We start from the raw sequence: 21,979 nt of genomic DNA on the forward strand, positions 1-21,979 counted from the left end.
CCGGCCGGGGCCGTCGCTGCGGGTGGCCGGCGCCTCAGGTCTTCGTCTTGTAGCCCCGTCCCCACTGCAGGCCCCAGCCGTACAACCGGTCCAGCTCCGCCTGGAAGCCGTACACGAATTTCACCTCGCGGCGCACCACCAGTTCGCCCTTCACGGTCTGCATCGAGAAGACCGCGCAGGACCGCGCCTGCGGGGCCCGCTCGTCCAGTTCGATCTCGACGCGTGGGCCGTTGCTCGGGTAGAGCGTGACGTTGGCATGGGTCCGGTCGAAGGCCGGCGTGCGGTCGTAGATGTAGACAAAGACCAGCAGCCTCTTGATCTCTTCCCGGTGGTCGAGGTTGATGAATATCGTCTCGCCGGAGGGGGCGCCGAAGCGGTCGTCACCGCTGAGTTTGATGTACGGCGGCTCGTTCAGGCTGCCGAAGAATCCGCCGAGCGGCTGCACAACTCCCTTGCTGCCGTCGGCCAGTTCGTACATGCAGCCGATGTCCAGGTCGACGTTCACCACACCCAGGGTGTGCGCCTGCACCACATCGGGCTTGAAGAACTTGAAGGGGTGCCGCAGCAGTCCGCCGCCCTGCCTCGACCCTCCCTCGATGTCCGAAGTACGCATCCGCCACGACAGGTTGACCCGCAGGTTCCCGGTGGCCGCGCCCTGCTTGGTGAGCGAGACCGACGGATTGCGCTTCGTCAGCTCGATCGAGTTCGTCGAGGCGCTGCCCGAATCGAACTGCGATGCCTTGCCTCGCCATAGATTGTCCCAGAAGGCCATGCCCACCCCACCCCCACCATCCGTTGCCGTACAGAACATGAACAGCGGGGCGGCCGGAAGGCTTCCGCCTCAGGCCGCCCCGCTCAGAGCGTTCCCGCTATCCCCTCCTGGTCACACCCCGGAGAGGGACTCAGACAGCGACTGTTGCCTTGTCCTCCGAATCCTCGTCACCTTCGGACTCAACTCGCTTGTTGCGGACCACGGATGACCAGAACGAGGCGGCGATCAGCACCACACCGATGAGGCCGGTGATGATCTCGCTGATCTCGTGCTCGATGGTGATGAGCAGGATCCCGGCGAGCGCGCCGATCGCGTAGTGCGCGCCGTGCTCCAGGTAGACGTAGTCGTCGAGCGTGCCCTGGCGGACGAGGTAGACGGTGAGCGACCTGACGTACATCGCGCCGATACCGAGGCCGAGCGCCATCCAGAAGATGTGGTTCGTGATGGCGAAGGCGCCGATGACTCCGTCGAACGAGAAGGAGGCGTCCAGGACTTCGAGGTAGAGGAAGAGGAAGAACGCGGCCTTGCCGGCGAGACCGATGGCCGAGACCTGCTTCCCTTCGGCCTTGGCCTTCTCCTCCTCCTCGTGTTCGCGCTCCTCCTCCTCTTCGAGTTTGTCCTCGAAGAAGCTGGAGAGCCCGTTGACGACGAGGTAAGTGATCAGACCCGCGACACCGGAGAGCAGGACCGTCGCCGATTTGTCCGCGTACCCGGTACTGGTGTGCGCGTGCGTGGCGAACGTCATCGCGGTGATGAGCAGAATGACCAACGCGACGCAGACCGACAGCATGTCGACCTTGCCGAGCTTCGCCAGCGGACGCTCCAGCCAGCCGAGCCACTTGATGTCACGCTCTTCGAAGATGAAGTCCAGGAAGATCATCAAAAGGAACATGCCACCGAAGGCGGCGATCGCCGGGTGCGCGTCGGTGACGAGCGACTCGTACTTCTCGGGATTGTCCAGCGCCAGCTCGACGGCCTCGATGGGGCCGACCTTGGCACTGATCGCCACAATGGCGACGGGGAACACCAGCCGCATACCGAACACGGCGATCAAGATGCCGACCGTGAGGAAGATCTTCTGCCAGAAGGCATTCATCTTCTTCAAGATCCCTGCATTGACAACGGCGTTGTCGAACGACAGGGAGATCTCAAGGATCGACAGGATCAGTACGATCCCGAACGCCTCCCACCCCCACTGCCAGGCCGCGAAGGCAAGGCCGAGCGCCGTAATGGCGAACGACCAGCCGAAGGTTTTCAGGATCACTGGCTACCCCATCTGGTATCTAACGGGTTTTCCCCCGCGCAGAGCACTGCTTTACGAAACGTTGACCCCGAAGTCTAGAGCGATGCCCCGAAGACCCGACGCGTACCCCTGTCCCACCGCACGGAACTTCCACTCGCCCCCATAGCGGTAGAGCTCGCCGAAGATCATCGCGGTCTCCGTCGAGGCGTCCTCGGTGAGGTCGTACCTCGCCAGTTCCTGACCGTCCGCCTGGTTGACGACGCGGATGAACGCGTTGCTGACCTGGCCGAAGGTCTGTCCCCGGACTTCGGCGTCATGGATGGACACCGGGAAGATGATCTTGTCGACATTGGCGGGTACGGCGGGGAGGTTGACCAGCAGGGACTCGTCGTCGCCGTCGCCCTCACCGGTCAGGTTGTCACCGGTGTGCTCGACGGAACCGTCGGGACTGGTGAGGTTGTTGTAGAAGATGAACCACTCGTCGCCGAGCACTCGCCCTGACTGGCAGAGCAGCGCGCTGGCGTCGAGGTCGAAGTCCGCTCCGGTGGTGGAGCGTGCGTCCCAGCCGAGACCGATCAACACCTGGGTGAGGTTCGGTGCGGCTTTGGAGAGGGAGACATTGCCCCCCTTGGCGAGTGTGACGCCCATGATTGGTGAGTCCTCCCCGAGGTGACGTGGTGCCGGGCACGGCGCGCCTGACGCCGTGCTCGTGGTGCGTGGTGCGTGTGCGGGGGCGGGCCCCCCGCACAGTGAGGCGCGTCCGGCGCCGCACTCGGATGTGCGACGCCGGACAACGGATCAGCGGCTCAGACGTTGACGCCGAAGTCCTGCGCGATGCCACGCAGGCCAGAGGCATACCCCTGTCCGATGGCGCGGAACTTCCACTCGGCGCCATTTCGGTAAAGCTCTCCGAAGACCATCGCCGTTTCCGTCGACGCGTCCTCGGTCAGGTCGTACCGAGCCAGTTCGTTGTTGTCCGCCTGGTTGACAACGCGGATGAACGCGTTGCGCACCTGGCCGAAGGACTGCTGGCGGTTCTCCGCCTCGTAGATCGAGACCGGGAACACGATCTTGTCGACCTCCGCGGGGACCGCGGCGAGGTTGACCTTGATCGCCTCGTCGTCACCCTCGCCCTCACCGGTGAGGTTGTCGCCGGTGTGCTCGACCGAGCCGTCGGGGCTCTTGAGGTTGTTGAAGAAGACGAAGTTTCCGTCACTCGTGACCTTGCCCTCGGCGTTCGTCAGCAGAGCGCTGGCGTCGAGGTCGAAGTCGTTACCGGTGGTCGTGCGGACGTCCCAGCCCAGACCCACGGTGACCGCGGTCAGGTTGGGCGCGGCCTTGGTCAGCGAGACGTTGCCGCCCTTGCTGAGGCTGACTCCCACGAGTCCTCCCTTGATGAGTTTCACAGGGGCGCCGCCCCGGCACCGGCCGTGTCGGCGGCCGTCACCGCGCGTAGCGCGCCCCCTGGTGCATGTGGCATCGGATCAACGAGTGGATCCTAGTGACCGGTTCCCACCCCTTGTGCGGTTTACAGCGGACAACCCCGCTCCCACAAGGGTTTTCCCGAAAGATCGCGATCACAGATGGCGAGTTGTCGTCACAGAGCGGCAAGGGCCTTGACGTACTCGCCTACGTCACGTGCGTCCGACAGGTCGTTGACGACCGTCCAGCGCACCACGCCCGTCCTGTCGATGACGAAGGTGCCGCGCAGCGCGCAGCCCTTGTCCTCGTCGAAGATCCCGTATGCCCGCGAGGTCTGCCCGTGCGGCCAGAAGTCCGACAGCAGCGGGTACTCAAGGCCCTCCTGGTCGGCGAAGATCCGCAGGGTGTGGATGGAGTCGGTGGACACCGCAAGCAGCTGGGTGTCGTCGTTGACGAAGGTGGGCAGCTCGTCCCGGAGCGCCCCGAGCTCACCGGTGCAGACGCCGGTGAAGGCGAACGGATAGAAGACCAGCACGACGTTCCTGCCGTCGTCGTCGGGCCCGGCCCGGAAGTCGGAGAGCCGTACGGTCCGCCCGTGGTTGTCCTTCAGGGTGAAGTCCGGCGCCCGCACACCTGCCCCGATCCCCGCCGGTCCCGTACCGGCCGCTGTCCCAGTCCCCATCCCGCCACTCTCTCCCTCGTCGGCCGCGCTCCCCCATCGGCGGACCACTCCGCCACCCTACGCAAGGGCCCCCGGCGGCGGGGTGCCGGCGGGGGCCGTCAGTGCGTGCGAGGCTTGCGAGGCAGGTCTGCCCGGCCGCCGCTTCGGCTTTCGCGCTCGGATGCGGCGCCGGTTCTCAGCGCTTGGACTTCGCCGCCTTGGGCGTGACCAGTCGGCTGCCGGTCCAGTCCTTGCCGGCGTTGATGCTCTTGGTCTGCGCCAGGCCGGCGGTCTGTGCGGCCTCGTTGATGTCGCTGGGCTCGACGTAGTTGTCACGGCCGGTCTTGGGCGTCAGCAGCCAGACCGCCCCGCCTTCGTCGATCAGACCGATGGCGTCCACCAGCGCGTCCGTCAGGTCGCCGTCGTCGTCCCGGAACCAGAGGACGACGGCGTCGGCCACGTCCTCGTAGTCCTCGTCGACGAGCTCCTGGCCGATGACGGCCTCGATGGACTCACGGAGCTCCTGCTCGACGTCCTCGTCGTAGCCGATCTCCTGGACCACCTGTCCGGGTTCGAACCCAAGCCTCGCGGCAACGTTGGTCCGTTCCTCCGCGTGGTCCGCGGTCGCGCTCACGGATTGCCTCCTGATCATGTTTTGGAAAATGCTTCAGCCACGCGCGTACGCGGGGCGCTGGCCGTAGTCCACACGGGCCGGGCGGATCGCGCAAGTACCCGACGGCCGAGACCGCCGAAACGGGTACGTTCCGGGCCGCTTCACCGCATCTCCTGACACCCCGCTGACACGGCCCGTGATGGCCGGGGAGAACTTCTTCCCTTTTTGTCATCCTACGCGGCTTCGGTAGGCCAATCAGGTCCGAACGACCGAACGAAACGCATTGCCGTCTTGGGCGTAAGATGCCGGTTTGGCCGGACCCGGAACACGGTGGACGACCAAGCGGGCGACGTTGTCGCGCGGAATTCGTCGCAGTGTGCGGGTTACCCCTCGGTAGAGGTGACGTTTCCGTCGTCGCGGTACACGATGGATAGCGCCGTACGGCCCGCTTACGTGCCTGTTCCCTGGCGGCAGAAGAGGCAAGCACCCCCGAGCACCAGCGCAGTACCAGCGCAGTACCAGCAGTACCAGCAGAACCCACAGGCGCGTTCCGCATGGATGGTGTGACCGGTCGGACGACCGGCCAGGATGCGGGGCGCGACACGACCCGAACAGCGAAGGAAAAGTGTGGCTTCCGGATCCGATCGCAACCCGATCATCATTGGCGGCCTTCCCAGCCAGGTCCCGGACTTCGATCCGGAGGAGACCCAGGAGTGGCTCGACTCGCTCGACGCCGCCGTCGACGAACGGGGGCGTGAGCGCGCCCGCTATCTGATGCTCCGCCTGATCGAGCGCGCGCGCGAGAAGCGCGTGGCCGTGCCCGAGATGCGCAGCACCGACTACGTCAACACGATCGCCACCAAGGACGAGCCGTTCTTCCCCGGCAACGAGGAGATCGAGCGGAAGATCCTCAACGCGACCCGGTGGAACGCCGCGGTGATGGTCTCCCGCGCGCAGCGCCCGGGGATCGGCGTCGGCGGCCATATCGCCACCTTCGCGTCCTCCGCCTCCCTGTACGACGTGGGCTTCAACCACTTCTTCCGGGGCAAGGACCGCGGCGACGGCGGCGACCAGATCTTCTTCCAGGGACACGCGTCCCCGGGCATCTACGCCCGCGCCTTCCTGCTCGACCGGCTCAGCGAGGCGCGGCTCGACGCGTTCCGCCAGGAGAAGTCGAAGGCCCCGGACGGGCTGTCCAGCTACCCGCATCCGCGGCTGATGCCGGACTTCTGGGAGTTCCCGACCGTCTCGATGGGACTCGGCCCGCTGGGCGCGATCTACCAGGCCCGGATGAACCGCTACATGGAGGCCCGCGGCATCGCGGACACCTCCAGGTCGCATGTGTGGGCGTATCTGGGCGACGGCGAGATGGACGAGCCGGAGTCGCTGGGCCAGCTCTCGATCGCGGCCCGTGAGGGCCTGGACAATCTGACCTTCGTCGTCAACTGCAACCTCCAGCGGCTCGACGGCCCGGTGCGCGGCAACGGCAAGATCATCCAGGAGCTGGAGTCGCAGTTCCGCGGCGCCGGCTGGAATGTGATCAAGCTCGTCTGGGACCGCTCCTGGGACCCGCTGCTCGCGCAGGACCGCGACGGTGTGCTGGTCAACCGGCTGAACACAACGCCGGACGGCCAGTTCCAGACGTACGCCACGGAGACAGGCGCGTACATCCGCGAGCACTTCTTCGGTGACGACCAGCGGCTGCGTGCCATGGTCGAGAACATGTCGGACGAGCAGATCCTGCATCTGGGACGCGGCGGCCACGACCACAAGAAGGTGTACGCGGCGTACGCGGCGGCCAAGGCGCACAAGGGCCAGCCGACGGTGATCCTGGCGCAGACGGTGAAGGGCTGGACGCTGGGGCCGAACTTCGAGGGCCGCAACGCCACGCACCAGATGAAGAAGCTGACGGTCGCCGACCTGAAGCACTTCCGCGACCGGCTGCATCTGCCGATCAGCGACACCGAGCTGGAGGACGGGCAGCCGCCGTACTACCACCCGGGCAGGGACTCGGAAGAGATCCAGTACATGCACGACCGGCGCAAGAGCCTGGACGGCTATGTACCGACCCGTCTGGTGCGCTCGAAGGCGCTTCAGCTGCCGGGCGATAAGGCGTACGCGGCTGCGAAGAAGGGGTCCGGCCAGCAGTCGATCGCCACGACCATGGCGTTCGTGCGGGTGCTGAAGGACCTCATGCGGGACAAGGAGATCGGCAAGCGTTTCGTGCTGATCGCGCCCGACGAGTACCGCACGTTCGGTATGGACGCGTTCTTCCCGAGCGCGAAGATCTACAACCCGCTCGGCCAGCAGTACGAGTCGGTCGACCGTGAGCTGCTCCTCGCCTACAAGGAGTCGCCGACCGGGCAGATGCTGCACGACGGCATCTCGGAGGCGGGCTGTACGGCGTCGCTGATCGCGGCGGGTTCGGCGTACGCGACGCACGGCGAGCCGCTGATCCCGGTGTACGTCTTCTACTCGATGTTCGGTTTCCAGCGGACCGGCGACCAGTTCTGGCAGATGGCCGACCAGCTGGCGCGCGGTTTCGTACTGGGCGCGACCGCCGGGCGTACGACCCTGACCGGTGAGGGGCTCCAGCACGCCGACGGCCACTCGCAGCTGCTCGCCTCGACCAACCCGGGCTGTGTCAGCTACGACCCGGCGTTCGGTTACGAGATCGCGCACATCATGGAGGACGGGCTGCGCCGGATGTACGGGCAGCCGCACCCGGGCGAGGACCCGAACGTCTTCTACTACCTGACGGTCTACAACGAGCCGATCCAGCACCCGGCCGAGCCCGAGAACGTGGACATCGAGGGCCTCCTCAAGGGCGTCTACCGCTTCAAGCAGGGCGAGAGCGGCTCGATCCCCGCGCAGATCATGGCGTCCGGCGTGGCCGTGCCGTGGGCCGTCGAGGCCCAGCGGCTCCTGGCCGAGCAGTGGGACGTGCGCGCGGACGTGTGGTCGGCGACGTCGTGGAACGAGCTGCGCCGTGAGGCCGTCGAGGTGGAGCGGTACAACCTGCTCCACCCGGAGGAGGAGCAGCGGGTTCCGTACGTGACGAGCAAACTCGGCGGCGCCGAGGGCCCGTTCATCGCGGTCTCGGACTGGATGCGGTCCGTGCCGGACCAGATCTCGCGCTGGGTGCCGGGGACGTACCAGTCACTCGGCGCGGACGGTTTCGGCTTCGCGGACACGCGTGGCGCGGCCCGCCGGTTCTTCCACATCGACGCGGAGTCGATCGCTCTGACGGTACTCACGGAGCTCGCCAGGGAGGGCAAGGTGGACCGCTCGGTGCTGAAGCAGGCGGTGGACCGCTACCAGCTGCTGGACGTGGCGGCGGCGGACCCGGGCGCGGCGGGCGGCGACGCGTAACAGGCGTCAGGAAACGAGCGGTACGCGGCCGGTGGCCGGCCCCGTGGACACGGGGCCGGCTGCTGGCTGCCGGCTGCCGAAACGGCCGCTCAGGCCAGCCACATCAGCGCCAGTACGGTGTCGACGATGCCGAGCGCGAAGGCGATCACCGCGGGTATGTACGCGGTGCTCCAGCGTCGGCCCATGCCCAGCCAGCCCAGCACGATGGCCAGCGGGCCGAGCACGATCGACAGGACGAACAGACCCACGACGGCGAAGACCAGGCCGATGATTCCGATGGTCACGCGGTCCGTCCCGTTCCGTGACCCCATCCGGCCGCGTGAACGAGGGTGCTTGCGTGTCCGGGTGTTTCCGAAGCCCGTCATCATCACTCCTTGTGTCGGTTGATGTGGGCTGTCTGGAAAGTCGCGTACCCCCGCTCAGCGCTCCCAGACCTTGAAGGCCCGTACGCGGTAGGGCGATTGGGGAACCCAGGTGCCGTTGCCGGGGTACGTCTCGAACTCACCGGTCTCCTCGCACTCCTGCGACTGGTAGGTGGTGACGGGCCGTCCGGTGCGGTTGACCAGGGACTGGGCGTCGGTGCCCGGCGGCAGCGGGACGCAGCTCTGGATCTCGGTGCGGAAGAGCTCATGGGTCTGGCGGGCGCCGCGGAAATCCGGTTTTCCCCACAGACAGAGTTCGCCGGGTCCGCAGGCGTCGCGCGGGGCGGCGACGGCCGCGGCGGCAGGGGCGGGGCCCGGCAGCAGGGCCGTCGCGGCGGCCAGGGTGGCCGCGGTGAGAAGGGTGACAGGCATGGTCGTACGCATGGCTGTACGCATGATGGTGAACCCCCGTGTGGTGCCGATCAGTTGTCCGCACTCTGACCCGGCGGCCCGCCCCACGGGAAGAGGATCTTGCCGTACTCCACCCGAACAGGCGACGGCCCCGCCGGGATGTCCGGGCGGGGCCGTCGCGGTGGATCGCACCATGTTGACGTCGCGTCAGATGTGCACGCCGCCCCCGGCCGCGTCCGCGTTGTCGCCGCGCTTGGTCCGGGTGGCGACGAACGCCGCGACCACCGCGACCACACCGGCGACGAGGAACGCCAGGCTCATCCCGGACACGAAGGTGTCCTGCATGACCCCGGTGATCTTCGCGAAGACGTCCGGCGTCACGCCGGGTGCCTCGGCCAGCGCCGGCGGGGCGACGCCGATCTCGGCCGCCTGTTCCAGGGACGGGTCCAGCGGCAGCTGGATGCCGGCGTCCTGCCAGTTGCCTTCGAGGTCGGCGCTGACCTTGGCGGACATGACGGCCCCGAGCACCGCCGTACCGAGCGCGCCGCCGACCTGCATCGCGGCCTGCTGGAGACCGCCGGCGACGCCGGAGAGCTCCAGCGGCGCGTTGCCGACGATGACCTCGGTGGCGCCGACCATGACCGGGGCGAGCCCCATGCCGAGCAGCGCGAACCAGAGCGACATCACGAACGTGCCGGACCCGGGCGACAGGGTGGACATGCCGAACATGGCGACGGCCGTGGCGACCATGCCGCCGACCAGCGGGACCCGTGGTCCGAACCTGGTGATCAGCAGGCCCGCGACGGGCGAGGCCACGATCATCATGAGCGTCAGGGGCAGCAGGTGCAGACCGCTGTCGACGGGGCTCATGCCGTGGACGCCCTGGAGATAGAACGTCACGAAGAAGAGGCCGCCCATGAAGGCGAACGCCATCAGCACCATCAGGATCGTGCCGGCGCTGAGCGGGACGGACCGGAACATGCTCAGCGGTACGAGGGGTTCCCTGACCTTCGTCTCCCAGACCGCGAACAGGACGAAGCACAGGACCGCCGCGCCCAGGAACGCCCAGGTGCCGCCCGAGCTCCAGCCCCAGGACTCGCCCGCCTTGATGATCGCCCAGATCAGGGAGAACATCGCGGCCGAGAGCAGCAGGATCCCGACGACGTCGAAGGACTTGGGGGCCTTCGCCGCCCGGTGGTCCTTGAGGATCACCAGGCCGAGGACCAGGGCGACGACACCGACGGGCACGTTGATGAAGAACACGGACTGCCAGCTGACGTGTTCGACGAGCAGACCACCGGCGATCGGGCCGCCCGCGGTGGAGGCGCCGATGACCATGCCCCAGATACCGATGGCCATGTTCAGCTTCTCGGCGGGGAAGGTGGCGCGCAGCAGGCCGAGCGCGGCCGGCATCAGGAGGGCGCCGAAGACGCCCTGGAGCACGCGGAAGGCGACGACGAACGCCACGCTGTCGGAGAACCCGATGACGGCGGAGGCCGCGGCGAAGCCCGCGATGCCGATCAGAAAGGTCTGACGGTGGCCGAAGCGGTCACCGAGCTTGCCCGCGGTGATGAGCGCGACGGCGAGCGCGAGGAGGTAGCCGTTGGTGATCCACTGGACCTGGGCGAAGGTGGCGCCGAGGTCCTCCTTGATCACGGGGTTGGCGATGGCGACGATCGTGCCGTCGAGCGCGACCATCATCACGCCGATGGCGACGGAGAAGAGCGTCAGCCAGGGGTGGCCGCGGAGGCCCTTCGTGGCTCCCGGAGCCGCGTCCCGCGGATCGTTCGGCGCCGATTTGACGGTGGTCTGACTAGTCATGTCCCGAGACTAATGACAGCGTCTGACAGTTGACCAACCATTTCACTAGCCTGTAACTGTCACGTGGCTCACATCTCACCTCGGGCCGACGACAGCGTACGAAGTGGACGAGAAGTGACGGGAAAGAGGACCGGAGAACGATGAACGGGCAGCGGGCGGCACGGCATCCGGCCGGACTGCGGGAGCTGAAGAAGCAGCGTACGCGGGACGCCCTGCTGCGGGCGGCCCTGGAGCTGTTCACGACGCGGGGGTACGAGGAGACGACCGTCGACGAGATCGCCGAGGCGGTCGACGTCTCCCAGCGCACCTTCTTCCGCTACTTCGCCAGCAAGGAGGAGGCCGCCTTCACCATCCAGTCCATGGTGGAGTCGCGCTTCGTGGCGGAGCTGCGTCAACGCCCGGCCCGGGAGACCCCGTTCGAGGCCATGCGCAACGCGGTGCTGGGCGCCTGGAACTCCATCAACGAGGCGATCGAGGCCCTGGTCCCGGTCGAGGTGCACCTGCGTACGTACCGGATGATCGAATCCACCCCCGCGCTGCTGGCCGCGCATCTGCGGCGCGCCACGGAGCTGGAGGATCTGATCGCGCTGGTGATCGCCGAGCGCGAGGGGCTCGATGTGGAGACGGATCCCCGGCCCCGGGTGGCGGTCGCCGCGTTCTCCGGGGTGATGCGGGTGACGGGCCGGCTGTGGGGACAGCGGGAGACGGGCCTGGAGGGGCTCCAGGAGCTGACGGAGTCGTATCTGGACCAGCTCGTGCCCACGCTCGCGGGTGACTGGCGGCGCCCGCGGACGCCCTGAGAGCGCGGCCGATTCACACCTTGCGCCCTGTTACGTACGCCACACCTGAGCACCGGTGCGTGCGCACTACCCCGACGGAGCGTGAACAAACGCGAGTTGATCCCTCTCCAGGGAGTGATCTGCCTCACGGCCGTCACGAGCGCCGCCGGGCGTCTCCTACTGTGTTGCGCAGTGACTTCCTTCGACTCCTCCCCCTCCCTCACCGCATGGCGCACCCTGCTGGCACTCGCCGTGGTCTTCGTGATGCTGGCCTCCACCGGATGGACCGCTCTCCAGAGGCACGGCGAAGACGGCACGGCACGGATGAGGGCGCTCTCGGCGTGGGAGAAGGGCCGCGTCGGCCCCTTCGATCTGCCCGACCCCCATGCCCCGCCGAAGCGGCTGGCCGCGTTCTTCGCCTCGCTCAGCACCGCGCAGCGGACCGGGCTCGCCGACCGGTACCCCCTTGTGGTGGGCAATCTCAACGGCGCGCCCCTGACACTGCGCTACCGCGCCAACCGGCTGGCCGTGATCCAGGCGCGGGACGTCGAGCGGGAACGGATGGACGACAGCAGACTCTCCGTCGCGGGCCGGCACCAGGCGGGCCGGCGGATGCACCGCTTCGAGTCGATGGCGGGCGAGGGCCGCCAGATCCTCGCCTTCGACCCGACCGGCGACGGCCGCGCCGCGGAGGTCTTCGGCGATCTCGACAGCGCGAGGCGCGTCTCGGTGGTCGTCCCGGGCGCCGACACGAACCTGCTGACCTTCGAGCGGACCAAGCGCCGCTACACCGCGCCCGTCGGCATGGCCAGATCGCTGTACGAGGCGGAGCGCGCGGCCTCGCCCCGTACCCGTACCGCCGTCATCGCGTGGGCCGACTACACGGCGCCCTCGGGGATCGGCGTGGACGCGGTGACCGGGCGGCTGGCGTCGAAGGGTGCCGGGCGCCTCAAGGCGCTCACCTCGGCGCTGCCGGGCACCTCGCGGGTCTCGCTGATCTGCCACAGCTACGGCTCCGTGGTGTGCGGCATCGCCGCGCGCCGGCTGCCCGCCCGGGTCACGGACGTGGCGGTCGCGGGCAGTCCCGGGATGCGGGCCGAGTCGGCCGGCCAGCTGGACTCCCGCGCCCGGGTCTGGGCGATGCGGGACAACGACGACTGGATCCAGGCCGTGCCGTATCTGGAGGTCGGCGGGCTCGGCCACGGCGCCGACCCGATGACGTCGGACTTCGGCGCACGGGTGCTGTCCGCGCGGGGCGCGGCCGGCCACACCGGCTATTTCGAGCCGGGCACGGAGAGCCTGCGGAACTTCGCGGACATCGGGGTCGGTTCGTACCGGAACACCAGTTGTGCGGACGACGGTGACGGGTGCCGGAGCGGAATCTCCGACGGCGAAGTGATCTGACGCGCGTAGAACTCGGTTTCGCCGAGGGGCGACGTGCGGCCCCGCGCCGCCTACGATGAGGCACATGGGTGATGTGCTGGCCGGAATTCATGCCACCTGGGAGTTCGAAAGCGACTCCGTGCTCATCCGCTTCGAACGGGGGATACGCACGCCGAAGCTCTTCCAGGCACTGCGCGAACGGCGTGTACCGCACGAGGCGTTGGAGTCGGTGACGCTCTCCCCGGGCAAGCGCGGGACGGTGGTGCTGCACGCCGTGCCCAGACCCGGCGCCGACCCGCTGATGGAGGCGGCGGCCGGCCAGCTCAAGGACTCCGGCGATCCGTACCGGCTGGTGCTGCCCGCGGAGCGCGAGACGCTCGCGGAGTACTACGCGGACGAGCTGCGCGCCGCCCTCACCACGAAGGAGCCGGCCGACCGCCATCTGGTGGCCCCTCCCCCGGCGCCCCTGAACTTCAAGGCGTACGACGGCAAGGCGTCCTTCGACGGCTCCAAGGTCTCCTTCCGCTGGTTCTGGACCGGGGCGTCGTCGGCGAAGTGGAAGGCGGGCGACCAGCGCTTCGCCGTCTCGGAGCTGAGCGGGGTCGAGTGGCGCTCCCCCGAGGTCTTCGACGGCTACCTGCGACTGCTGCGCCACGGCGACCACGAGCAGCCCGCCCAGGCCGACCACGACCCGGCGGCCGTGGTCTTCGGCCTCGGCTACGGCCCGGTCCACGAGTCCCTGCCGTTCGCGGCGGCGGTCCTCGCGGCCGTACGCAAATCGGGCCCCGTCCCGGTCCCGGTACCGGTGGGCCGCCGCGACCCGGCGGACATCGCCGAACGGATCCGGCACCTGGGGGAGCTGCACGAGGCGGGACTGGTGACGGACGAGGAGTTCAGCGCGAAGAAGGCGGAGCTGCTGTCGGAGCTGTGACGGGTCGCCTCCGGCGGGGTGCGCCTCGGGCGCGGGGTCGCCTCCGGCCGGTTGCCGTCCGGCGGTGCGGGGTTGTTGGGTTGCGGTTGTCGGCGACGGGGCGGGGGTCGGGGCCTTCGGAGGGGCACCCGGACACCGGCCCGCACCACCAACCCCGACGGAGGCGACCCCGCTACTCCCGGGCCGACGACGTCGACGACATGTCCGCGTAGCGGGCGCCCGTGACCTGGCCCGCGATCGGCTCCAGGAGCGCCAGTTCACCGGGCGTGAGGGTGATACGCGTGGCCGCCGCGTTCTCCAGCAGGCGCGTGCGCTTGCGCGTCCCGGGGATCGGTACGACGGTCAGCCCGTGCACCTGGGCCCGCTGCCGCACCCACGCGAGCGCGATCTGCCCGACCGTCGCGTCGTGCGCCGTCGCGACTGTGCGGACCGGTTCCAGGAGCGCCGCGTTGCGGCCCGCGTTCTCACCGGTGAAGCGCGGCATGCCGCGCCGGAAGTCCTGGCTCTGGAGCTCCGTGTCCGCCTGGGTGAACGAGCCGGTCAGGAAGCCGCGTCCGAGCGGTGAGTACGGCACCAGGGCCACACCGAGCTCGGCGGCGACGGCCGCGGCGCTCGTCTCGACGTCGCGCGAGAACAGCGACCACTCGGACTGGAGCGCGCTGATGGGGTGCACGGAGTGCGCCTCGCGCAGCTCGGCACCGGTGACCTCGCTGAGGCCGAGGTGTTTGACCTTGCCATCGGCGACGAGTTCGGCCATCGCGCCGACGGACTCGGCGAACGGCACGGCCGGGTCGTGGCGGTGCATGTAATAGAGGTCGATGACGTCGACGCCGAGGCGCCGCAGGGAGTCCTCGACGGCCTGCTTGATGTACGCGGGCTCGTTGCGCACGCCCCGGTACTTCGGATCGTCGGTGCGCTCTATGCCGAACTTGGTGGCGAGGGTGATCTCGTCGCGGTGGGCCGCGACGAACGGCGCGAGGAACATCTCGTTGGCACCGCGCCCGTACACGTTGGCGGTGTCGATGAGGGTGACGCCCGCCTCAACGGTCGCTTCGAGGGTGTCCCTGGCGGCCGTCTCGTCCGTGTCGCCGTAGAACTCGCTGATGCCCATGGCCCCGAAGCCCTGGACACCGACCGTGGGTCCGGCGGTGCCGAGCGTCACGGTGTTGATCTTCTCGATGCTCATGATGCCCTTTCCGACGCGCGGTGCGCATGCGCACCGGCGTAGAAGTCGATCTTGTAGTCGAGTACGGCGAGGGTGTCCTGGAGCTCGGTTATCCGCGCGCGCACGTCGCGCCGGGTCTGCTGAAGCAGCTCCTGCCGCTGTTCGAAGGTGTGCTCGCCCTCGCGGACCAGCTCGGCGTAGCGGACCATGTCGGCGACCGGCATACCGGTGAGACGCAGTTTGCCGACGAAGGCGAGCCAGTCGAGGTCCCTGTTGCTGAAGCGCCGCTGCCCGGTGTGCGACCGGTCGACGTGCGGCATGAGTCCGATGCGCTCGTACCAGCGCAGGGTGTGGGCGGTGAGGCCGGTGAAGGCGGCCACTTCGCTGATCGTGTACCGGTCGCCACCGGCGGGGCGGGGATGGGTCGGCGGGACCGTCACACAGATGTCCTCGGTCTCCTCCGCGACGGGGGTGCTCTCGATCAGCGTCATGCCATCAACGTAGGACCTTGGAGTGCACTCGAAGCAAGAGGACATGGCAACGATTCTCGCCAGGTCCCCTACCGGGGTCGGGCGGCGGACGGGGCCCGTCTACGCTCGGGGCCATGCAGAGCCTGGCGATGATCGAGAACTGGCCGGTGCCGACGGCCGCCACAGCCGTCGTACGGGCGGACGGCACCGTGAGCGGGTCGTACGGCCCGGCGTCGCACCGTTTCCCGCTGGCGTCGGTGACCAAGCCGCTCGCCGCGTACGCGGTGCTCGTGGCGTACGAGGAGGGCGCGGTCGAGCTGGACGAGCCCGCAGGTCCCGAGGGCTCGACCGTCCGCCATCTTCTCTCGCACACCAGCGGTCTGGCCTACGACGAGCACCGGGTGACGGCCCCGCCCGGCACCCGCCGGCTGTACTCGAACGCGGGTTTCGAGGCGCTCGGCGAGCACGTCGCGAAGGCGACGGACATCCCCTTCCCCGAGTATCTGCGCCAGGCGGTCCTCGAACCGCTGGACATGGCGTCGACCGCCCTGGACGGATCGCCCGCCAAGGACGGTGTCTCGACGGTGGACGACCTGATCCGCTTCGCCGCCGAACTCCAGGCGCCGCAGCTGCTCGACCCCCGTACGGTGCTGGAGGCGATGACGGTGGTCCACCCGGGGCTGTCGGGGATCCTGCCGGGTTACGGGCACCAGAAGCCCAACGACTGGGGTCTGGGCTTCGAGATCAGGGACTCCAAGTCGCCGCACTGGACGGGGAGTTCGTCGTCACCGCGTACTTTCGGCCACTTCGGGCAGTCCGGCACGTTCCTGTGGGTCGACCCGGACGCGGGCGCGGCGTGCGTGGCGCTGACCGACCGGGACTTCGGCCCGTGGGCGGTCGACGCGTGGCCGCCGTTCACTGACGCGGTGCTGGCGGAACTGCGCTCGGCCTCCTGAAGAACTAGGGTCTGTCGTTTGGGCCCAGTTCCCAGATCAGTACCTCGGACGGCTCGTCCGCGGTCAGCTCCAGGCTCGCGGAGTCCGTGATGCGCGCCGAGTCCCCCGGCCCCAACTCCACGCCCGCCAGGACCACCAGGCCCCGCGCCACATGCAGATAGGCGTACGCGGCGTCGGGGACCGCGGCCCGCTCGCCGCCGTGGAGCCGGCGCACATGCAGCATCGCGCCCGCCTCGGGGAGCGCGTACGGCGTGGAGTCGGCGATCCCGTGCACGATCTCGTAGCGGGGGGCGCCGCCGGGGGTGAGCGGGGCCAGCCACATCTGGACGAACACCAGCGGCTGCCCGCTGTCGTTGCGCTCCACATGCCGTACGCCGCCGCCCGCGCTGAGCCGCTGCACATCGCCGGGCCGCACCAGCGTGGCGTTCCCGGCGGAGTCTCGGTGGGTGAGTTCGCCCTCGACGACCCAGGTGACGATCTCGGTGTGGCTGTGCGGGTGTTCGCCGAACCCGGCGCCGGGCGCGAGCCGTTCCTCGTTGCAGGCGATCACCGCGCCGAACCGGAGGTTGTCCGGATCGTAGAACTCTCCGAAGGAGAAGGCGTGGTAGGACTCGATCCCCGCGGACAGATCACCGCCGGGATAGCGGTCGTCGGCGTACCGGACAGAAATCACGGCCCCTACGTTAGGGCCTCCCCCGCACGCGACCGCCCTGATAAGGCAGTCTTGTCCCGTGCCTGAACCAGCGAACGAAGCCCATCCGCATCCCGCGACCCTGCGCCGACTGGAGAAGTCGGCGGGCAGGCTGGCCGCGAACGCGATCGCCCGCATGGACGAGAAGCTGCCGTGGTACCGCGCGATGCCGCCTGAGAACCGTTCCTGGATCGGTCTGGTGGCCCAGGCCGGTATCGCGGCCTTCACCGAGTGGTTCCGGCACCCCGAGACCCCGCAGGCCATCTCCACCGACGTGTTCGGTACGGCCCCGCGTGAGCTGACCCGGGCGATCACGCTGCGCCAGACCGTCGAGATGGTGCGCACCACGATCGAGGTCATGGAGTCGGCGATCGAGGAGGTCGCGGCGCCCGGGGATGTGTCCGTGCTGCGCGAGGCGCTGCTCGTGTACGCGCGGGAGATCGCCTTCGCGACGGCCCAGGTGTACGCGCAGGCCGCCGAGGCGCGCGGCGCCTGGGACGCCCGGCTGGAGTCGCTGGTGGTGAACGCGGTGCTCTCCGGCGAGGCCGACGAGGGGGCCGTGTCGCGGGCCTCCGCGCTGGGCTGGAACTCGCCCGAGCATGTGTGCGTCCTGCTGGGCACCGCGCCCGACGGGGACAGCGAGCTGACCGTGGAGGCGATCCGCCGGGCCGCGCGGCACGCCAAGCTCCAGGTCCTGACCGGGGTGCTCGGCGACCGGCTGGTCGTCATCGCGGGCGGCAGCGACAACCCGCTCCAGGTCGCGAAGGCCCTGATCGGGCCGTACGCGGCCGGGCCTGTGGTGGCGGGCCCCGTGGTGCCCGACCTGCTGGCGGCCACGAGGTCGGCGCAGGCGGCGGCGGCCGGGCTGAAGGCGTGTTCGGCGTGGCAGGACGCGCCGCGTCCGGTACTGTCCGACGACCTTCTGCCGGAGCGCGCGATCGCGTCGGATCCGGCCGCTCGTGAGCAGTTGGTGGAGGAGATCTACAGACCGCTTGAAGAAGCGGGTTCGGCGCTGCTGGAAACTCTGAGTGTTTACCTGGAACAGGCGAGCAGTCTCGAAGGCGCCGCCCGGATGCTGTTCGTGCACCCCAACACCGTGCGCTACCGGCTTCGACGTGTGACCGACGTCACCGGATGGTCACCGTCCGACGTCCGTTCCGCTTTCACTCTGCGAATCGCGTTGATCTTGGGCAGGCTGGCCGACGGGGAATCGCCTTCCTAGCTTTTTGTTGGACACCAACAATTACCCCGACGGTTCTTCGTCCTTGTCCCCACGGGCGGCGAAGGCCGTCCGCACGAGAGAGTGTGAGGGTGCTCGTACTCGTCGCTCCCGGCCAAGGCGCTCAGACGCCCGGCTTCCTGACTCCCTGGCTCGATCTGCCCGGCGCCGAAGACCGGCTGCGGGCCTGGTCGGAGGCCATCGACCTCGATCTGGTGCACTACGGCACGAAGGCCGACGCGGACGAGATCCGCGACACCGCCGTGGCCCAGCCACTGCTCGTGGCCGCGGGTCTGCTCTCGGGCGAGGCCGTGCGCGGGCTGCTCGGTGACACCGCCGGCGCGGGCGCGGTCGCGGGCCACAGTGTCGGCGAGATCACCGCCGCCGTGTACGCGGGTGTGCTGGGCGAGGAGGCCGCGCTGGGCTTCGTCCGGACGCGCGGTCTGGCCATGGCCGAGGCGGCGGGCATCACCCCGACCGGTATGGCGGCGCTGCTCGGCGGCGACCCCGAGGTGACCCTGCCTCATCTGGAGAAGCTCGGTCTGACCCCGGCGAACGTGAACGGAGCCGGCCAGATCGTGGCCGCGGGCACCCTGGAGCAGATCGAGGCCCTGGCCGCGGACAAGCCCGAGGGCGTACGCCGCGTGGTGCCGCTCAAGGTCGCGGGCGCCTTCCACACGGAGCACATGGCCCCCGCGGTGGCCAGACTGGCGGACGCGGCCGGAAAGCTCGACGTGTCAGACCCCGCCTTGCCCTATGTGTCCAACAAGGACGGGCACACTGTGGGCACGGGGGCCGAGGTCGTCGCACGTCTCGTGGGCCAGGTCGCCAACCCGGTCCGCTGGGATCTGTGCATGGAGACGTTCACGGAGCAGGGCGTGACGGCGCTGATCGAGCTGTGCCCCGGCGGCACGTTGACCGGCATCGCGAAGCGCGCCATGCCCGGTGTGAAGACCCTGGCGCTCAAGACCCCCGCCGACCTCGACGCGGCTCGCGAGATCGTTGCCGAGCACACTGCCTAAGGAGCCCGAGAGAGCATGGCGAAGATCAGGCCCAGCCAGGGCGCCCCGTACGCCCGCATCATGGGCGTCGGCGGCTACCGTCCGACGCGTGTGGTGCCCAACGAGGTGATCCTGGAGACGATCGACTCGTCCGACGAGTGGATCCGCTCCCGCTCCGGCATCGCGACCCGGCACTGGGCCTCCGACGAGGAGACCGTCGCCATGATGTCGATCGAGGCGTCCGGCAAGGCCATCGCCGACGCCGGGATCACGCCGGAGCAGATCGGTGGCGTGATCGTGTCGACCGTCTCGCACTTCAAGCAGACGCCGGCCGTCGCGACGGAGATCGCCGACCGGATCGGCGCGGGCAAGCCGGCCGCGTTCGACATCTCGGCGGGCTGCGCGGGCTTCGGTTACGGGCTGACGCTCGCCAAGGGCATGATCGTCGAGGGCTCGGCGGAGTACGTCCTGGTGATCGGCGTGGAGCGGCTGTCGGACCTCACCGACCTCGAAGACCGCGCCACCGCCTTCCTGTTCGGCGACGGCGCGGGCGCGGTCGTCGTCGGCCCGGCACAGGAGCCGCAGATCGGTCCGACGGTCTGGGGTTCCGAGGGTGACAAGTCGAACACGATCATGCAGACGGTACCGTGGGACGACTACCGCAAGGGGACGGTGGAGCGGTTCCCCGCCCTCACCCAGGAAGGCCAGGCGGTGTTCCGCTGGGCCGTCTTCGAGATGGCGAAGGTCGCCCAACAAGCCCTCGACGCGGCCGGGATCACCTCGGAGGACCTGGACGTCTTCATTCCGCACCAGGCCAACATGCGGATCATCGACTCGATGGTGAAGACTCTGAAGCTGCCTGAACACGTCACGGTCGCCCGCGATGTGGAGACCACCGGCAACACGTCGGCCGCCTCGATCCCGCTCGCGATGGAGCGGCTTCTGGCGACCGGTCAGGCGAAGAGCGGCGACACCGCGCTCGTCATCGGCTTCGGGGCGGGTCTCGTGTACGCCGCGACGGTCGTTACCCTCCCCTAGGCACACCGGATCTTTCCGGACCGTGCTTGTACAAATCCCTCTGCTCACGCTGAATATCGAAGGAGCGCCCACATGGCCGCCACTCAGGAAGAGATCGTCAAGGGTCTCGCGGAGATCGTGAACGAGATCGCCGGCATCCCGGTCGAGGACGTCCAGCTGGACAAGTCCTTCACCGACGACCTGGACGTCGACTCGCTGTCCATGGTCGAGGTCGTCGTCGCCGCCGAGGAGCGCTTCGACGTGAAGATCCCGGACGACGACGTCAAGAACCTGAAGACCGTCGGCGACGCCGCCGACTACATCACGAAGCACCAGGCCTGATCCAGGTCGCGCGGCTGACGCCACCCGGTGGTGGCGCCGTACAAATTCCGCACCCTCTACACGTGGAGAAAGAATTCCAGTGAGCCCGACCAATCGCACCGTGGTCGTCACCGGTATCGGCGCAACCACACCGCTGGGTGGCGACAGCGCATCGACCTGGGAGGGCCTGCTCGCCGGCCGCTCGGGCGTCAAGCCCCTCGAAAGCGAGCGCTTCGCCGAACTGCCCGTCCGGATCGCCGCGCTCGCCGCGGTCGATCCGGCGGACGTGCTGCCCCGCCCGCTCGCCCGCAAGCTCGACCGCTCGGCGCAGTTCGCGCTGATCGCGGCCCGTGAGGCGTGGGCCGACGCGGGCTACAAGGCCAAGGCCGGCGAGGACGAGAACATCGCCCCCGAACGTCTCGGCACGGTCATCGCCTCCGGCATCGGCGGTGTGACCACCCTGCTCGACCAGTACGACGTGCTGAAGGAGAAGGGCGCACGCCGCGTCTCCCCGCACACCGTGCCGATGCTGATGCCGAACGGACCGTCCGCCAACGTCGGTCTGGAGGTGAACGCCCAGGCCGGCGTGCACACTCCGGTCTCCGCGTGCGCGTCGGGCGCCGAGGCCATCGGTTACGCCGTGGAGATGATCCGAACCGGCCGCGCCGACGTCGTGGTGGCGGGCGGCACGGAGGCGGCGATCCACCCGCTGCCGGTCGCCGCGTTCGCCAACATGATGGCGATGTCGAAGAACAACGACGAGCCCACGAAGGCGTCCCGCCCGTACGACAAGGGCCGTGACGGCTTCGTACTCGGCGAGGGCGCGGGGGTCGTGGTCCTGGAGTCCGCCGAGCACGCGCAGGCGCGCGGCGCACGCGTCTACTGCGAGGTGCTCGGCCAGGGTCTGTCCGCCGACAGCCACCACATCGCGCAGCCGGAGCCGACCGGCCGCGGGGTCGCGGCGGCGATGCGGAACCTGCTCGACAACACCGGCGTGAAGCCGTCGGAGATCGTTCACCTGAACGCGCACGCCACGTCGACGCCGCAGGGTGACGTGGCGGAGATCAAGGCGCTGCGCCGGGTCATGGGCGAGGACCTCGACCATGTGGCCGTCTCCGGCACGAAGTCGATGACCGGCCATCTGCTGGGCGGCGCCGGGGGTATCGAGACCGTGGCGACGGTGCTCGCGCTGCACCACCGGCTGGCCCCGCCGACGATCAACGTCGACGAACTGGACGAGGAGGTCGACGCGGACGTCGTGCGCGGCGAGGCACGGGCGCTGCCCGAGGGCACGATCTCGGCGATCAACAACTCGTTCGGCTTCGGCGGCCACAACGTGGTGCTCGCGTTCCGCTCGGTCTGATCGAGC

The 21,979-nt window shown here is 68.9% G+C and carries 22 protein-coding genes; 10 read left to right on the plus strand and 12 right to left on the minus strand.

The window, feature by feature from the left end; all coding sequences use genetic code 11:
* Positions 1 to 34 precede the first annotated feature (34 nt).
* The 6 genes from ACFWV8_RS15055 to ACFWV8_RS15080 all read right to left on the minus strand — a co-directional run bounded on the left by ACFWV8_RS15055 (position 35) and on the right by ACFWV8_RS15080 (position 4,732).
* Positions 35 to 772 carry a Tellurium resistance gene (locus ACFWV8_RS15055; protein WP_329388245.1) on the minus strand — a complete coding sequence of 246 codons (738 nt, stop codon included), beginning with the start codon at positions 770 to 772 and terminating at the stop codon, positions 35 to 37.
* A gap of 130 nt (positions 773 to 902) precedes the next feature.
* Positions 903 to 2,036: a DUF475 domain-containing protein gene (locus ACFWV8_RS15060; RefSeq protein WP_329388243.1), complete on the minus strand. Its 1,134-nt coding sequence runs from the start codon at positions 2,034 to 2,036 to the stop codon at positions 903 to 905.
* Between the two features lie 51 nt (positions 2,037 to 2,087).
* Positions 2,088 to 2,663 carry a TerD family protein gene (locus ACFWV8_RS15065; protein ID WP_329388241.1) on the minus strand — a complete coding sequence of 192 codons (576 nt, stop codon included), beginning with the start codon at positions 2,661 to 2,663 and terminating at the stop codon, positions 2,088 to 2,090.
* Between the two features lie 158 nt (positions 2,664 to 2,821).
* Complete coding sequence (locus ACFWV8_RS15070; RefSeq protein WP_189108171.1) at positions 2,822 to 3,397, minus strand: TerD family protein; 576 nt, start codon at positions 3,395 to 3,397, stop codon at positions 2,822 to 2,824.
* Between the two features lie 215 nt (positions 3,398 to 3,612).
* Complete coding sequence (locus tag ACFWV8_RS15075) at positions 3,613 to 4,119, minus strand: peroxiredoxin (RefSeq protein WP_384201162.1); 507 nt, start codon at positions 4,117 to 4,119, stop codon at positions 3,613 to 3,615.
* 175 nt (positions 4,120 to 4,294) lie between these two features.
* A complete protein-coding gene (locus ACFWV8_RS15080) occupies positions 4,295 to 4,732 on the minus strand; it encodes a DUF3052 domain-containing protein (protein WP_164250122.1) in 438 nt (145 codons plus the stop codon).
* A gap of 606 nt (positions 4,733 to 5,338) precedes the next feature.
* On the opposite strand from ACFWV8_RS15080, the gene aceE reads away from it, so the two are divergent.
* A complete protein-coding gene (aceE, locus tag ACFWV8_RS15085; protein ID WP_384201165.1) occupies positions 5,339 to 8,083 on the plus strand; it encodes a pyruvate dehydrogenase (acetyl-transferring), homodimeric type in 2,745 nt (914 codons plus the stop codon).
* An 89-nt stretch (positions 8,084 to 8,172) separates the two neighbouring features.
* Here the strand turns inward: aceE and ACFWV8_RS15090 are convergent, their stop codons facing one another.
* The 3 genes from ACFWV8_RS15090 to ACFWV8_RS15100 all read right to left on the minus strand — a co-directional run bounded on the left by ACFWV8_RS15090 (position 8,173) and on the right by ACFWV8_RS15100 (position 10,557).
* Complete coding sequence (locus ACFWV8_RS15090) at positions 8,173 to 8,367, minus strand: hypothetical protein (RefSeq protein WP_384201167.1); 195 nt, start codon at positions 8,365 to 8,367, stop codon at positions 8,173 to 8,175.
* A gap of 135 nt (positions 8,368 to 8,502) precedes the next feature.
* Positions 8,503 to 8,889, minus strand: a complete 387-nt coding sequence (locus ACFWV8_RS15095; RefSeq protein WP_384201215.1) for a peptidase inhibitor family I36 protein — start codon at positions 8,887 to 8,889, stop codon at positions 8,503 to 8,505.
* Positions 8,890 to 9,063: 174 nt separating this feature from the next.
* A complete protein-coding gene (locus tag ACFWV8_RS15100; protein ID WP_384201218.1) occupies positions 9,064 to 10,557 on the minus strand; it encodes an MFS transporter in 1,494 nt (497 codons plus the stop codon).
* Between the two features lie 260 nt (positions 10,558 to 10,817).
* Between ACFWV8_RS15100 and ACFWV8_RS15105 the strand changes: the two genes are divergently transcribed.
* From ACFWV8_RS15105 to ACFWV8_RS15115, 3 genes are all read left to right on the plus strand, one after another.
* Positions 10,818 to 11,477: a TetR family transcriptional regulator gene (locus ACFWV8_RS15105; RefSeq protein ID WP_384201169.1), complete on the plus strand. Its 660-nt coding sequence runs from the start codon at positions 10,818 to 10,820 to the stop codon at positions 11,475 to 11,477.
* A gap of 171 nt (positions 11,478 to 11,648) precedes the next feature.
* Positions 11,649 to 12,860 (plus strand): alpha/beta hydrolase, encoded by a 1,212-nt coding sequence (locus tag ACFWV8_RS15110; protein ID WP_384201172.1) that lies wholly within the window; start codon positions 11,649 to 11,651, stop codon positions 12,858 to 12,860.
* 64 nt (positions 12,861 to 12,924) lie between these two features.
* Positions 12,925 to 13,770: a DUF4429 domain-containing protein gene (locus ACFWV8_RS15115; protein WP_384201175.1), complete on the plus strand. Its 846-nt coding sequence runs from the start codon at positions 12,925 to 12,927 to the stop codon at positions 13,768 to 13,770.
* A gap of 172 nt (positions 13,771 to 13,942) precedes the next feature.
* On the opposite strand, the gene ACFWV8_RS15120 is transcribed toward ACFWV8_RS15115, so the two are convergent.
* Positions 13,943 to 14,956: an aldo/keto reductase gene (locus ACFWV8_RS15120; protein WP_384201178.1), complete on the minus strand. Its 1,014-nt coding sequence runs from the start codon at positions 14,954 to 14,956 to the stop codon at positions 13,943 to 13,945.
* Complete coding sequence (locus tag ACFWV8_RS15125) at positions 14,953 to 15,426, minus strand: MerR family transcriptional regulator (RefSeq protein ID WP_384201180.1); 474 nt, start codon at positions 15,424 to 15,426, stop codon at positions 14,953 to 14,955. The genes ACFWV8_RS15120 and ACFWV8_RS15125 overlap by 4 nt, the downstream gene beginning before the upstream one ends.
* A gap of 113 nt (positions 15,427 to 15,539) precedes the next feature.
* Between ACFWV8_RS15125 and ACFWV8_RS15130 the strand changes: the two genes are divergently transcribed.
* Entirely contained in the window at positions 15,540 to 16,361 is an 822-nt protein-coding gene (locus tag ACFWV8_RS15130; RefSeq protein ID WP_384201183.1) for a serine hydrolase domain-containing protein, read from the plus strand.
* A gap of 4 nt (positions 16,362 to 16,365) precedes the next feature.
* On the opposite strand, the gene ACFWV8_RS15135 is transcribed toward ACFWV8_RS15130, so the two are convergent.
* Positions 16,366 to 17,031, minus strand: a complete 666-nt coding sequence (locus ACFWV8_RS15135) for a pirin family protein (protein ID WP_384201220.1) — start codon at positions 17,029 to 17,031, stop codon at positions 16,366 to 16,368.
* A 61-nt stretch (positions 17,032 to 17,092) separates the two neighbouring features.
* Between ACFWV8_RS15135 and ACFWV8_RS15140 the strand changes: the two genes are divergently transcribed.
* The 5 genes from ACFWV8_RS15140 (at position 17,093) to fabF (ending at position 21,973) form a co-directional block, all read left to right on the plus strand.
* Complete coding sequence (locus ACFWV8_RS15140; protein ID WP_023542035.1) at positions 17,093 to 18,274, plus strand: CdaR family transcriptional regulator; 1,182 nt, start codon at positions 17,093 to 17,095, stop codon at positions 18,272 to 18,274.
* A gap of 89 nt (positions 18,275 to 18,363) precedes the next feature.
* Positions 18,364 to 19,293 (plus strand): ACP S-malonyltransferase, encoded by a 930-nt coding sequence (locus ACFWV8_RS15145; protein ID WP_384201186.1) that lies wholly within the window; start codon positions 18,364 to 18,366, stop codon positions 19,291 to 19,293.
* Positions 19,294 to 19,308: 15 nt separating this feature from the next.
* The gene (locus ACFWV8_RS15150; protein WP_329388212.1) at positions 19,309 to 20,310 is read left to right on the plus strand and encodes a ketoacyl-ACP synthase III; all 1,002 of its coding nucleotides are present in this window, start codon (positions 19,309 to 19,311) and stop codon (positions 20,308 to 20,310) included.
* 72 nt (positions 20,311 to 20,382) lie between these two features.
* A complete protein-coding gene (locus ACFWV8_RS15155) occupies positions 20,383 to 20,631 on the plus strand; it encodes an acyl carrier protein (RefSeq protein WP_329388209.1) in 249 nt (82 codons plus the stop codon).
* A gap of 79 nt (positions 20,632 to 20,710) precedes the next feature.
* A complete protein-coding gene (gene fabF / locus ACFWV8_RS15160) occupies positions 20,711 to 21,973 on the plus strand; it encodes a beta-ketoacyl-ACP synthase II (protein ID WP_384201189.1) in 1,263 nt (420 codons plus the stop codon).
* Positions 21,974 to 21,979: the final 6 nt, after the last annotated feature.

Origin of the sequence: Streptomyces sp. NPDC058665, assembly GCF_042714995.1 — a bacterium.
Taxonomy (GTDB): Bacteria; Actinomycetota; Actinomycetes; order Streptomycetales; family Streptomycetaceae; genus Streptomyces.